The sequence below is a fragment of the Gardnerella sp. KA01001 genome (assembly GCF_049244025.1).
Taxonomy (GTDB): Bacteria; Actinomycetota; Actinomycetes; order Actinomycetales; family Bifidobacteriaceae; genus Bifidobacterium; species Bifidobacterium swidsinskii.
Window position 1 is genome coordinate 1,386,160 of the sequence record NZ_CP058366.1, and the last position, 13,996, is coordinate 1,400,155.

The window sequence follows — 13,996 nt, forward strand, 5'->3', positions numbered from 1 at the left end:
ACATCGCCATGCATCTTTAACATGGCGTTCACGCAACGGCACACTCACAAACACTAGCGAAAATTGCGCATCATAACACAATTTGCAAGTCATTAAAATACCGCACGCGCACCATGTTCGTGTCAATTAATAATATCATAAGAATTGCAAGACGCGCGAACAAACACATACAGTTAGCACTATTTTGCTTATTTTATATAATCGCAGATAATAATACAGCCAGCGCACCAAGTATTGCCTGAGCAACGCACATAGGAAAAGCATTCTTATAATCACCTATAAGCACACATTTAGTAAACCTATAGGCTTTAATCACAATGACTAACAATAAAAGCCACTGAAAAGCAGCAAAAAATAAATGCCATGAAGCATTGCATACAATCGCACTAAAACTGAGGAAAACTTCAACACTATAAAATCGCCATATTGACGGCACTGCAGAAGGTAACACAATAATCAAAATAGAATATGCAATCAAAAGAACAGCAGAAACAATGCTCATAGCAGCACATAAACGCCTACCATTGCGCTCACCAATTCTAACCATAGCAGTTATTTTTCCATGCTCTTTATCGCTTTTAATATCTCGAAGATTGTTTACCATCATTAAGCAAGCCGAATAAGCACCAGGAATGCAAGATATTAGCACACACGCCAAAATCCTTTGCCTGTTATTGATAAATATGCTAGTTTCTGGAATACCAATTCCGTATGTAATTGCGCATAACGAACCAATAAAAGGAACAGGACCGAAAAATACAAACGCACTTACTTCTCCCCAACCTTTATAACCGTAAGGATGTTTACCTCCTGCATAAAACCATGCTGCAGCTAAGCACGCAATTCCAAGTAAAATAAACCAATATATTCCAGTTCGCAAAACAATAATCAAACCAAAAATACAAGAAATAAAAGCAGAAATTATTACGGCTTTAAGCACAGATTTCGCGGAAATTCCAGCATTTGCAAGGCGCCAAGATACATCGCACAAAGGTTTTGAATTATTGCTACTTAAAGCACGCAAACTACGATTCTCATCCAAGCCATTTAATCCATCACAATAATCATTGGCATAATTGACGGCGATTTGTATAAACGCAGCAACCATGCAGCACAAGAAAAATTGTATAAAACATTGCTCTAGATGCATAACTGGTTCTTCAAAATACGAAAATCGTATCATTCTAAATGAAACCGCAAACGCCATAACAACAGGAACTAAGCCTATTGGAAGCGTGTAAATTCTTGCACCCTTAAGCCAAATTTTTACACTTTTCATCAAAAGCCTCATAAATTATTTATGATTTATTTATTTATTTATGATTTACACAAATATTTTATACTAAATTTGGCAAAAAGATTGAAGTGCATATTGGTAAAGCAATAATAAGTGCAGAAATAACTAAAGCCAAGAATCCACGCCATCCGAATGGGTATTTGTAATACGAAGACTTGCGTGTACGCAAATAAAAACCGCGCTCTTCCGCTGCTAACGCAGAACTATCTGCTTTACGCACTGAAGAAACCAAAAGAGGCACAATAAGAGGCATCATGAGTTTTAATTTTTTAAACGGATTTTTAGTATCATACTCAACACCACGAGCCATTTGAGCTTCTGTGATTTGAGACATTTCGTAAGCAAAAATTGGCACGAAACGCACTGCCGTTGTAATAGTAAAAGCGTAGCAGTATGGCACATGCAAATATTGCACTACAGCATTTGCAAGATCGTTTAATTTAGTTACTGTTAGTACGGTAACAAGAGGAAAAGCAAAGCAGAACAATCTCAAAGCAGCTTTTGCACCAATATCAATGCCGTGCAATGTGAACCACAAGAAAATATAGTTGCCACTTTGAGCAATAACAGTCTGCAGCAAAAACATTACGCAAGAAATTATTAGCATAGCTTTAATAAGACCAGATAATGTTTTAACAACACGAGTAAAAGCCATGCCAATAAAAATAATAGCTGCAAGCGCAATAAGCGCGGAATACTGTTTAGCAATAAACACGCTTATTACAACACTCGTAGCAAGAATTAGTTTTGCAATAGGATTAGTGCGATGAAGAAAAGTGTTACCTGGTTGGTAAGTTAATAATCTCGTTTTCATAAATATCAGACGCCTTTACTTCTACTTTTATTTGCTACTTTTATTTGCTATTGCTTCTGTTAATTCTGCTGATTCTGTACAGTCTGTTTTGTGATTTTTTCGCCGCGCAACGCTTCTACTAATTCTTCGCGCACATACAAGCCATTGCACTTATTAAATCCATGCGCAACCAAGCCTTGAGAAACGGAACACAATAATGGTGGATACAATGCTGCAGCAGAGCACACTTCCGGTTTTTCAAACACATCGTACGCTGAACCATCAATAATAAGCCTTCCATCATTAATTGTTATAAGTCGAGTTGCATAATCAAGCACAACTTCCATATCGTGACAAACCATAATCACGCAGCAACCGTTTTTTCTTAAACGCTCTACAACTTGCATAATTCTCATGCATTCCTTGTAATCAAGGCCGCAAGTTGGCTCGTCAAGAAGAAGAATCTTAGGATTTGTTACAACTGTTGCAGCTAAAGCAACCATTTGACGCTGACCACGAGAGAGCATAAACGGGCTAGCTTCAGGATCCAGCTCCAACTCATCAATAATTTCCATTGCGTGAGCTTTAGCTTCGTCCTCATTCTGACCAATCAAAATACAGCTTAAAGTAACTTCTTCGAGTACCGTTTCTTTGCATAATTGTCGGTCAGGATTTTGGAATAAGGTAGATACATATTTTGCTATTTGACTAATACGAAGAGACTTAGTGTCAACGCCATCAATTGTTACGTTGCCTTCTGTTGGTTTTAATAAACCATTAATAATTTTGGTAATAGTTGTTTTGCCAGCACCATTTCTACCAACAAGAGTTACGAGCTCTCCAGCGTAAGCTTCAAAAGACACGTTTTTTAGCGCACTAACGCCACTTTGATACAAAAAACTGACGTTTTTAAGCGAAAGACATGGTGAATCGTTTTTCGATTTATTTTGTGCGTAAGATTGTGTAGAGACTTGCGATTCGTGTGAAAAGCCGCAAGCAAGCACTGATTTATTTGAATCGCATTCACGATTATCAAATTCACTATGTGAATCAACATGTGAAGTCAAAGATTTTTCACTATTAATCGTATTAACAATAGTATTTACTGTATCTTCTACAGACACAGGCAAATCGCTTTTAGAGCAAATATTCTCACACTGTAAATCATTAACCAAATGCGTAGTACGCGGATAATTTATTCCAATAGAATAAAGCAAATCCATGTTTTTCAACGCTTGTGGCAAAGGCAAATCAAGCGACAAAATGCCATTAGAAAGCACAACTAAACGCTTGCAATACTCACTTAAAAGCGCAACTTTTTGCTCAATTACAACAACCGTTATTCCAAAATTCTTATTCAAATCTTTAAGAATCGAAAAAATCATTTTAGAAGAAACAGGATCTAAAGCGCACGTCGGCTCATCTAACACCATAACTTTAGGCTTTAGCGCAAGAATAGCAGCAATTGCAACCTTCTGCTTTTGACCTCCAGACAAAGTGTCTAAATCACGGTTACGCAAATCACTAATGCCAACAATTTGCAAAGCTTCATCTATTCGACTTGGTATTTCGCTATGCGCAACGCCAAAATTTTCTAAACCAAAAAGAATCTCATCTTCAACATTTGCGGCAACCATTTGCGCATCAATATCTTGAATAACAGATCCAACCAAGCAAGCAATGTTAGTTAAAGCAAGATTGTTAGTGTCTTGACCCGCAATCTTAACGCTTCCTAAAAGTTCGCCAGAATAATGATGCGGAATCGCGCCAGAAAAAAGCGAAGCAAGAGTTGTTTTTCCAGAGCCAGAAGGACCAATAATTCCCACAAATTCGCCAGATTCTACGCTAAGACTTACATCTTTTAGTGCAAAAGTGGAATCTTGTGCCTTTGAAGAGTCTAAAGAATCATCTTTATTCCGATTCACATACTTAAAAGACACATCTTTTAACTCAAGCAAAGGCACAATAATTCCTAACTCTTAGAAACCTAACAATTACAATTACTAATGATATCTTACGATTATATTTATTCTGTGATTATATTCTTTGATGATTATATGACTTGCTGCATATTATCCAGCACAAACTATTCAACAAAATCATCAAATACATATTATCCAAAATACATATTATCCAAAATACATATCATCTAAAATAAATCATCCAAAACAAATTCAAACACTTACTTATGCAGAACGAGTCGAATTGGAGCGTAAAGCACTTCAACAACAACAGCATTAAACACAGCAGTTCCAAAAATGATTGGAAGCATAACAAAAATCGTCTTAGGAGAATGAAGAACAAAGAAAGATGCAGTAGAAGCAAATATTAAACCAGAAACAACTGTAGTTATAAAAGTTGCTATAAGTGGGAAAATACTGAACTTTCTAGCAGCATCCTTAGGGAAAACGCGAACATAAGCCATAATCATCAAAGTCATAACAATCGCTGCCGGAATATCGCAAACATAATTAAGACCAGGAATAGATGCGTTAAATTGCATCAAAGTTGCAGCCAAAGCACCAATAATCGCGCCCTGAATAACATTTGGACGAACAAGCAAGATTGCAAGACAGAATGATGCGATTAAAAAGTTTGGTTTAATGTTTCCAATTGAAAGTGCTTTTGCAGCAGTAAAGTCAAGAATACATCCTGCTGCAAAAAGAACTGCAACCAACACTAAAGACGTAATATCTAAAGCATGCTTTTTAATGCTTACAGCATTAATCATGCTATCTGCATGTTCGCTAATTTCCTGATTCATAATCTTCTCCTTCATAATGCGATAATCAAATTTTAATTATCGACTTTTGATATTTATTTATGCTTACTTACATTCATTTATGTTTGTTTATATTTGTTTGCGTTTATTCAAGTTAATTTATTTACTTATTCTTCAATGTTGTTTTACTTGTGCAAAACAAGTCGAATTGGAGCGTAAAGCACTTCAACAACAACTGCATTAAATACTGCAGTTCCCAAAATAATTGGCAACATAACCATTACCATATTTGGAGAGTGAAGAATAAAGAAAGCTGCAATAAGAGCAAAAATGCAACCGGAAATTACTGTAGTAATGAAAGTAGCAATAAATGGGAATACGCTTACTTTACGAGCTGCATCCTTTGGGAACACGCGAATATAACCAATTAATATTGCAGTCATAATGATTGCAGCTGGAATATCACAAGCATACTCAAGGAACGGAATCGAAGTATTAAATTGAATTAACGTTGCAGCCAAAGCACCAATAATAGCACCCTGGTAAATCTTCGGTCTAACAAGCAAAATCGACAAGCAGAATGAAGCAATAACGAACTCAGGCTGAATATTTCCAATAGAAAGAGACTTTGCAACAGTAAAGTCAAGAATGCATCCTGCAGCAAAAAGCACTGCAACTAACACCAGTGAAGTAATATCTAATGCGTGATTCTTAACTTTCACATTTTGCATCATTGCAGCTGCAGCATCTGTAGTTGCGTTTGCACCATTGTTGTAAGCTTCCTTAACGGTTTCGTTAATTTCTTGAGCCATGATTTCTCTCCTTGTTTAAGCTTCATATTATTTGAATACAAAGCTATCGAATATTTTGTTGTTATTTGTGATTTGTGATTTGGTTATTTTTTAAAATTTAAGCTTATATACAAAAAGACCTCCGGGCTTACCCCGGAGGTCTTTTATAAGCTTTTATACGCAGCTTCTAAAACTTCAGAGTAAACTCACACCAAAGAGAAGACTGCCACCACCACATACGAGCAGCGTTAAGAGCATTGTGAGATTCAGCATTCATGTTCATGTTACGCATGATAACTGCCTCCTTAAGCTCATTAGCTGACTGTGGCTCACACACAAACCTCAACCGAAGTATTCGATATTTATTTGTGTTGGAAATGATGCTAACACTGCAAAAGTACAAATGCAAATATTGATTCGTAAAATATAATCATATTTTCAAAAATATAAGCAAAACATTACTTTTTAAAAATCTCCTATAAACCATTCTTACATAAGGAAAACAGCTACTATAATTTTAAAAAACGCCCGAAATTATTCAAAGCAAAAAATTTCTAAAAATAAGCGCAACACGCAAGCAAAAATAAAAAATGAGGGTAATAGCTTAGCAATTGCTACTACCCTCATTTTTTATTAAAACCTCAGTACTTAATCACAAAACACAAAATTATGCGAAAAGCACTTTGGATTTTAATAATTGCAAGACAGATGCTTAGAACGCCTTACTTTAATCAAGAAAGCACCTGCAACAGGCAACAATATTGCAATAATAAATGCGATTTGCGCTACACTACTGCCTGTTGAACTTAACGCATGAACATTCTTCTTAACAGCATTATTTACTACTGTTATTTCAGTCCAAGCAACTTGATTACCTTTTTCGTCAACCAAAACAACCGTATGCTTTCCGGTATATCCAGCTGGGAACTGAGCATCAAATTGAGGCTTGCCATTAACCATGCGAACAGTCACAAACTTTGAACCATCAGCACCCTTAAGCAAGCGTGGAGATGAATAGATATACGCGTAAGCATAAACTACTCCATCACGCTGCAAACGCTCGGTGAACTCTTTGTTTACAACATTAATTCTCACACTGTTAACAACACCTGCAGTTGCAACGTTATTGTTACCAACGCTAAGAGTTCCCTTTAATTCTGGATTAAGCTGCTGAACTGTTTTCGGAGCAACAGGTACAGGAGTAGATTCTGCTGGCTTAGCTGGAGCTGGTTTAGCAGAATCAGCTGGAGCCGGCTTTTCTGTTTTTTCCGACGGAACTGGCTTTTCCGACGGAACAGAAGGCTTAGACGGCTTTGATTGTTCACTGGACTCAGACGGAGTCGGCTTCGGAGCAGGAGCAGGAACTTGCTGATGCTCACCAGGTTTTGGAGCTGGAGCTGGCTTTGTGCCAGGCTGATCAGGTTTTGGCTTCTCAGGCTTCTTACTAGGATCCTCACCAGGCTTTGGCTTTTCACCAGGCTTTTCACCAGGCTCAGACGGATTCTCAGGCTGTTTGCCAGGCTCATCACCAGGCTTTGCATCCGGAGGAATTGGCTTAGATTCCTTATCTTTACTAAGCAATACTGCTGTAGAAACAGGAGCAATCTTGTATGTGCCATCATCAGCAACAGTTGCGTCTTGAGCAGTATCATTCACTTTGCCATTAGCAACAAGTGCAGAATACTTTCCTGCTGGAATCTTTACTTGAGTTTCAGCATTATTAGCATTGAACACTACAACATATTGCTTATCTGCATCGTTAAGTGTGTAAGCAATTACACCATCAGGAGTGCCATCAATCATCTTCATGTTCTTGTTAATTGTTGCATAATCAAAATCACGAAGAGATTTAATGCTCTTGCGTAGCTTCAACAATCCCTTGAAATAGTTCACGGAATCAGACTTGTCAGCAGCACGATTCCAATCAAGAGCATTGTCTTTATCGCCAGCATTGTAACTATTATCGTTACCATTCTTAGTTCGCAAGAATTCCTGACCAAGCTGAATAAACGGCATGCCGCGCGAAAGCAAAATCATTGAATTTGCAAGCTTTACTCTCTTCAATCGTACGTCTTCAGTGTCGTTAGGAGCAGAGACCTTTAGCTTATCGTACAACGACAAGTTATCGTGAGCTTCAACATACTGAACAATTTGACCTGCATCAGCAAAGTGCGTTTCAGCATTACCATTCCAGCACTTAACAGTACTACTCGTGCCAAATTGGCAACCAAGCAAATTATGCTCAAGCAAAGCCTTAACACCTTTATCTGTATTGCCATTGACAAAACCAGTACCCTTAGCAGCAAACACAGAACCTTTTACAGAATCGCGGAATGAATCGTTAAAGAACGCTACTCCTGGAATCTTATAAGCATTTGGTTGAATAGTAGACTCGCTCTTAGGAAGCAGTTCATTCATATCCCAGCCTTCACCAAGCACAATAATTGAAGGATCAATCTTATTAAGCTCAGCACGCACTTCTTGCATAGTCTTCAGGTCAATTAAGCCCATCAAATCAAATCGGAAGCCGTCGAGGTTGTAATGCGTAGCCCAATACTTCACAGAATCCAAAATATACTTGCGCATCATTTGACGTTCAGACGCAGTATCGTTACCGCATCCAGAATTACCATTCAGAGCACCATCCTTATAGCGGAAGTAGTATCCAGGAACTGTCTTGTTAAACGAATGATTTTGTGCGTTGTAAACATGGTTGTAAACAACATCCATAATCACGCGCAAACCAGCCTTATGAAGGCCAGCAATCATTTGCTTAGCTTCCTGAACTCGCGTTGTTGGATTGGCAGGATTTGTAGAGTAAGATCCTTCAGGAACATTGTAGTTTTGCGGATCATAACCCCAGTTTTGAGCGCCTTGCTTTCCATAGCTCAAGTCACCAGTTTCATTCACAGAACCAAAATCATACATTGGCATGATTTGTACGTGAGTGACACCAAGCGACTTCAAATAATCAAAGCCAGAAACATTCTGCTTATCTTTAGTCTTAGTGCCTTCTTCTACTACGCCAAGATACTTGCCACGATGAGCATCGCTAATACCAGAGTTTGGATTGATCGAAAAGTCACGAACATCCATTTCTGCAATTGTTGCGTCACTTGGATTCGTAAACTTTGGCATACGATTTCCAGCACTGCCTGCGTCTTTATCTGCTAATACAACAGAACGCTCACCGTTTACTACTGCAGCTTTCGCATAAGGATCAGCAGAAACATTCACTGTGCCATCAGCAAAATGAACTTCATATGCGTAAGCTGTATTAGCTTTGTCACCTTCAAGCTTTACAGACCATACGCCACGATCTTCTGCTTTCATAGCTGTTTCTTTGTCTTTTTCAGCTTTTTCAGCAGTCGACTTATAAGTAATCAGCTTTACTTCAGTTGCTGTTGGAGCCCAAAGCTTGAAAGTAGTTGAAGAAGCAGAATACACAGCACCTAAATCATCACCATTGTACGCGTATTTCTTATCGAACTCATCGGTACGAATTACGCTAGCACCAGTTTTTGAGGAAGCAGAAAGCTTAATACCTGTAGCTAATCCTTTAATACTCAACTCATACTTATGCTTAATATTAAGGTCATTCTTGGTTTCGATAGTAATCTCTGAACCATTAGCTTTAGCAGAAGCAATTTCAACTTTCTTGCTAGGATTTTCACTAGTATCCAAAAGTGTTACGTCAGAATCTTTTACAGAAGACACGTCACCAGACACTTTTACAACTAACTTCTTTAAGCCAGCAATATCAGCAGACATCACGTGAGCTGTAAGTTGTGGCATAGTAGCGTTTAAGTACACTGTCATGTCATCTTGCATTAACCAGACTTCAGCACTACCCTTGTTTGGATTATTTGCATCTAGCTTAATCGCATTGTTTGGAATACTGCGATTGCTAGGATCTTGTTGATCCCAAGCGTTAATTGGCGTAGATTTTCTAACTTTGAAGCCAACACTGTCAATACCAGCATCATTCTTAGCAGTAAAGGTTGCAACTTTGCCATAATCGTCATGCGAAGTGAAGTAACGAGCAGTACCACCGGTTCCGTCATTCCAAGTCCACATGTTCCAGCCTTCATAATCGCCAGCATTCCTGCGATAATGAACTGTTACCTTTAGCTCTTTTGGCTTCTTCTTAAGGTTGTCTGGAGCAGCAAACTGCGTAGTATCCGATCCGCCTGTTACCCAAGCTTCAGCAAGACCACTTGCGCAGTTTTCAATAGCACGATCGCCACCGTCTTTATTCCAATCTTTTGTAGTAGTAATAAAGGAAAGTGACTTGTTTTCAAAAGAACCATCAACCGTAGTTTCAAAAACTTTTCCGAATTTATCAGTGCCATTAAATTTATGCCAAGCTCCAGGTAAATCTTTACCATCCTTGTCTTTGCCCCACAAATAAACGCCAATATCGCGAGTATCACCAGCTTTTGGCTTGTAGTGGATACGAACAGTAGTCTTTGGATTATATGCTACTGGGCAAGGATTTACTCCAACGCTACCCTTGTGATCTTGAGCTACATACGAATCAGTGTGAGCTGGAATCTTAAAGTTATTATTATCTCCTTCGTGATACCAGTAACCTTTGCCATCGTTAAACACTGCTTCATAAACTTTGCCATTGGTTCTAATTGTCTCCTTATACCAACTATCGCAAGCCTTTTGCATCTCATCGCCAGGAGCTTGAGTCCAGCTTGAGCCTATACCGTAGTGAACATATACTTTTTTACCGTTAAACTTTTCATCTGGCTTAAAGTAAATGGTCGTTGTAGGATCTTCTGGCATACCTGCATCAGGCTTTTCTTCACCATATTGAGGATCAGATGCGTCTGCGGCAGAGCCTGCCGGAGGATTAGCCTTTGTGGCATTAACATGTAAAGCTACTGCTTCGCGAGCGCCAATCTTGGTTCTAACTTCACCTTTTTCAACTTTAACAGTCTTAGAGCAGTCTCCTGCAGCATACACATTGCAGTACTCACCATCAGGCAAATCAGTCTTATAAGAAACTTCTTTTTCGTCAAGAGAATTGTTGATCGCTAAGAAGCCCTTCTTTTCGCGGCTAAAAGCAATGTTGTTATCGCCATCATCCTGCCAATTTGTGACTTTCGCACCTTGAACAGCATTGTAGAATCCAATCATTCCACGAATCGAAGTCCAACGCTGAGTGCACTGCCACTTTGAATTAGCACCACAAGTTACTTCCGGAACAGACGTTTCAGTTGCACCAGGAGCACCATCATCATTCTTATCGAACTTGTATCCGGAATACACGTTTGGAGTGCCGTATGGCCACGCGAGCATGAAAGCGTTTGCTAAAGCGTAACGACGACCGTCCTTATACGTAAGCACGCTGTTACCGCGCTCTGTATCCCAATTCGTAACGAAAATAGCAGCTTTATCGCTCTTAACCATTCCGTCTTGAACTTTGTTCAAAGGCTTACTTGCCTTCATCAGCGAGCCTTTGAAACTTTGCATAAGCTGGTAAGAGTAGCCAAACTCGTTAACTTCGCCTTCATTCAAATGCGCAGCTGGCTGAATTTGTTGAGCTTCTGAAGGATTGCCAATAGTTTCCTGCATCCACCAGATGTCACGAATCTTTTTGCTATCTTCAACACTTTCGTTGTATTGCCTTATAGCAGAAGCTTTAATGCCCCTCATATCTTCTGGCGAAATATGCTTTACAGCATCAACACGGAAACCAGCAACACCAAGCTTCAACAAATCTGCAAAATACTTACCTAAAACTTGCTGAACATGCGGCTTAGAAGTATCCAAATCAAGCAAACCAACAAGTCTGTGAGTCCAAACTTCTTCAGCATTCGTGTAATCTTTAATATTTTCAGTGCTCTTATGGAAATCATCCTTAGTGTATCCAGCGTCTTCAAAAGTCTGCGAAGCAGCATCATACTTACTACCACCAACGCCAACAGTATCCTTATTATCAACGCCAGCCATGTGATTAATCACAGCATCAGCAATAATCCCAACGCCCTTTGCCCTGCAAGTAGTAATCATATTCTTAAACTCAGATTCAGTGCCAAGTTTAGAATTTAATTTGTAGCTCACAGGCTGGTAAGAAGTCCACCACGCTGTACCTTTAATATGATCCTGCGGCGGAGACACCTGCACATACTTCACACCTTCAGGACCATAAGTTTGCTCACATTCCTTAGCAATACTTTTCCAATTCTGCTGGAATGCAGTAACAATAACTCCCTTACCTTTAAGAGTTACATTAGTAGAAGTTTCTTTGCTATTGGCAGACTCCCCGCTAGTCGCAGCGTTTGCGCTAATTGTAACAGCAAAACCAGTTACAAGCATTGCAACAGACGCAACAACAGCAACCATCTTCGATGCAAAGTGTCGACGATGACTCATCAGTATCCTTTCCTCCATTGGTATTAACGCGCTTCTTCCTTGGATGCATTAATAGCTTTAATACACAAGCGATGGCTAGCACAACCATGATGCTAACCATCGCCCATAATGTGTATAATCAGCGGAGAAAATTGTATCATTCAAACACTACAATACCAATTTATTTACAATCAGTATCTGCTTTCAGCTTATTTATTAAAATCAGCTTACTTGTTAGAATCTAATTTTTACTAGGATCTAACTTTTGTTAGAATCTAATTTTTACCAGAACCTAACTTTTTATTAGAATCAGCCTTGTTCTTGCACAGAATCAGCACTAATTCAATCAACAGAACAACGAAAACAACTACAATCATCAACACTGTAGTCAGCACAGAAGTACTTCCAAAATGCTCTACAGCCTTAACATGCAAAGCAATAGCAGAATAAGCTGGAATAGTTGTCTCTACTTTCCCACCATTTACAGTAACTGTGCTAAAGCATTTACGTGAAGCATATACGTTGCAATACTCACCATCAGGCAAATCAGTTTTATAACTCACATTTTTAGGCTTGTCAGTATTGTTAATCGCCAAGAATCCCTTGTTTTCGCGACTAAAAGCAATGTTATTATCGTTGTCATCTTGCCATTGAGTCACTTTCGTGCCCTTAACAGCATTATAGAATCCAATCATTCCACGAATCGAAGTCCAACGCTGAGCGCATTGCCACTTTGAATTCTTGCCGCACTTTACATCTGGAATGTGCGTATCAGTTGCACCAGGAGCACCATCATCGCGCTGCGTGAACTTATATCCAGAATAAATATTTGGTGTTCCATAAGGATAAGCAAGCATAAAAGCATTAGCTAACTCGTACTTTGCTCCATCCTTATAAGTGAGAACTCGAGTCGAATTGTCACGCTCAGTATCCCAGTTAGTCACAAAAATAGCGGCTTTCTTATTAGGAATAAGCTGATCTGTAATATGAGACAAATTCTCAATTGAACCATAGAAATAATTACGCAAGCGATACGAGTATTCAAACTCATCTACTTCGCCTGTACCAACATATTGATCCGGCTGAATTTTAGGATCTTGTTCAGGGAAACCAATTGTTTCTTGCATCCACCATATGTTTTCAGGCTTCGTTCCAGCAGCTTTAGCAGCAGCTTCTTTTATGCCTTTCACATCCTCAGGACACATATGTTTTGCGGCATCAACTCTAAAGCCTGCAACACCCATTTTTAGCAATTTTGCAAAATAGTTACCAAGAATTTTTTGCACATGCGGCTTAGAAGTATCCAAATCAAGCAAACCAACTAAACGATAATTCCAAACGACTTGCGCATTTTTATATGTGTAAATATCTTTATCTATTTGGTGAAAATCATCTTTTGTGTAACCAGCATCCGGATAGCTTTGATTTGCCGCATCATACTTACTACCGCCAACACCTACAGTATCTTTATTACCATCGCCGGTTGTGTGATTAATTACAGCATCAACAACAATTCCAACACCAGCAGCCTTGCAAGTAGTAATCATATTTTTAAACTCGTCTTCAGTGCCAAGCTTTGAATTTAGATTGTAACTAACTGGCTGGTAAGAAGTCCACCACGCTGTACCTTTAATATGATCCTGCGGCGGCGAAACCTGTACATAACTCACACCCTCAGGACCATAAGTTTGCTTACACTCTTTTGCAATACTTTTCCAATTTTGCTGAAAAGCAGTAACAATCACACCTTTTGGCGGAAGACCGTCTGTTGATTTAGTTGAAGCAAATGCCGAAGAGTTTGGGACAATAGCAAAAATACACATTAATACTGTTGCTACAGCAGCAATTGCAGTAAAAGAGCACATTACATTGCGCTTGTAATTATCGATTAATTCGCAAGCATAATTACTTTTTTTACGCTCACTTACTTGCAATTGTGCACTGTGGATCATCGTTGTTCCTTTCACATACGTACAGCACTTTTCATTGTGCAGAATACTTTTATCATTATACGCTCATTGTTTATG

7 protein-coding genes are annotated in these 13,996 nt (G+C 38.8%); all 7 read right to left on the reverse strand.

What is annotated here, in order from left to right:
• Positions 1-193: 193 nt before the first annotated feature.
• Positions 194-1,279, reverse strand: a complete 1,086-nt coding sequence (menA, locus tag HXT59_RS05630) for a 1,4-dihydroxy-2-naphthoate octaprenyltransferase (RefSeq protein WP_012914061.1) — start codon at positions 1,277-1,279, stop codon at positions 194-196.
• 58 nt (positions 1,280-1,337) lie between these two features.
• The gene (locus tag HXT59_RS05635; protein ID WP_116431772.1) at positions 1,338-2,111 is read right to left on the reverse strand and encodes an energy-coupling factor transporter transmembrane component T family protein; all 774 of its coding nucleotides are present in this window, start codon (positions 2,109-2,111) and stop codon (positions 1,338-1,340) included.
• Between the two features lie 59 nt (positions 2,112-2,170).
• Positions 2,171-4,054, reverse strand: coding sequence for an ABC transporter ATP-binding protein (locus HXT59_RS05640; protein WP_415685227.1), 1,884 nt, complete (start codon positions 4,052-4,054; stop codon positions 2,171-2,173).
• A gap of 218 nt (positions 4,055-4,272) precedes the next feature.
• Complete coding sequence (locus HXT59_RS05645) at positions 4,273-4,854, reverse strand: tryptophan transporter (RefSeq protein ID WP_415685226.1); 582 nt, start codon at positions 4,852-4,854, stop codon at positions 4,273-4,275.
• Between the two features lie 143 nt (positions 4,855-4,997).
• The gene (locus HXT59_RS05650; protein WP_004111317.1) at positions 4,998-5,624 is read right to left on the reverse strand and encodes a hypothetical protein; all 627 of its coding nucleotides are present in this window, start codon (positions 5,622-5,624) and stop codon (positions 4,998-5,000) included.
• A gap of 669 nt (positions 5,625-6,293) precedes the next feature.
• Positions 6,294-11,960 (reverse strand): type I pullulanase, encoded by a 5,667-nt coding sequence (pulA, locus tag HXT59_RS05655; protein ID WP_415685258.1) that lies wholly within the window; start codon positions 11,958-11,960, stop codon positions 6,294-6,296.
• A gap of 284 nt (positions 11,961-12,244) precedes the next feature.
• Positions 12,245-13,834: an alpha-amylase gene (locus tag HXT59_RS05660; RefSeq protein ID WP_415685257.1), complete on the reverse strand. Its 1,590-nt coding sequence runs from the start codon at positions 13,832-13,834 to the stop codon at positions 12,245-12,247.
• Between the last annotated feature and the right edge of the window lie 162 nt (positions 13,835-13,996).

Excerpts from the sequence above, each read along its gene's own strand:
- menA (WP_012914061.1), bottom strand. The coding sequence starts at position 1,279 with ATGAAAAGTGTAAAAATTTGGCTTAAGGGTGCAAGAATTTACACGCTT.
- HXT59_RS05635 (WP_116431772.1), bottom strand. The coding sequence starts at position 2,111 with ATGAAAACGAGATTATTAACTTACCAACCAGGTAACACTTTTCTTCAT.
- HXT59_RS05645 (WP_415685226.1), bottom strand. The coding sequence starts at position 4,854 with ATGAATCAGGAAATTAGCGAACATGCAGATAGCATGATTAATGCTGTA.
- HXT59_RS05650 (WP_004111317.1), bottom strand. The coding sequence starts at position 5,624 with ATGGCTCAAGAAATTAACGAAACCGTTAAGGAAGCTTACAACAATGGT.
- pulA (WP_415685258.1), bottom strand. The coding sequence starts at position 11,960 with ATGGTTGCTGTTGTTGCGTCTGTTGCAATGCTTGTAACTGGTTTTGCT.
- HXT59_RS05660 (WP_415685257.1), bottom strand. The coding sequence starts at position 13,834 with ATGTGCTCTTTTACTGCAATTGCTGCTGTAGCAACAGTATTAATGTGT.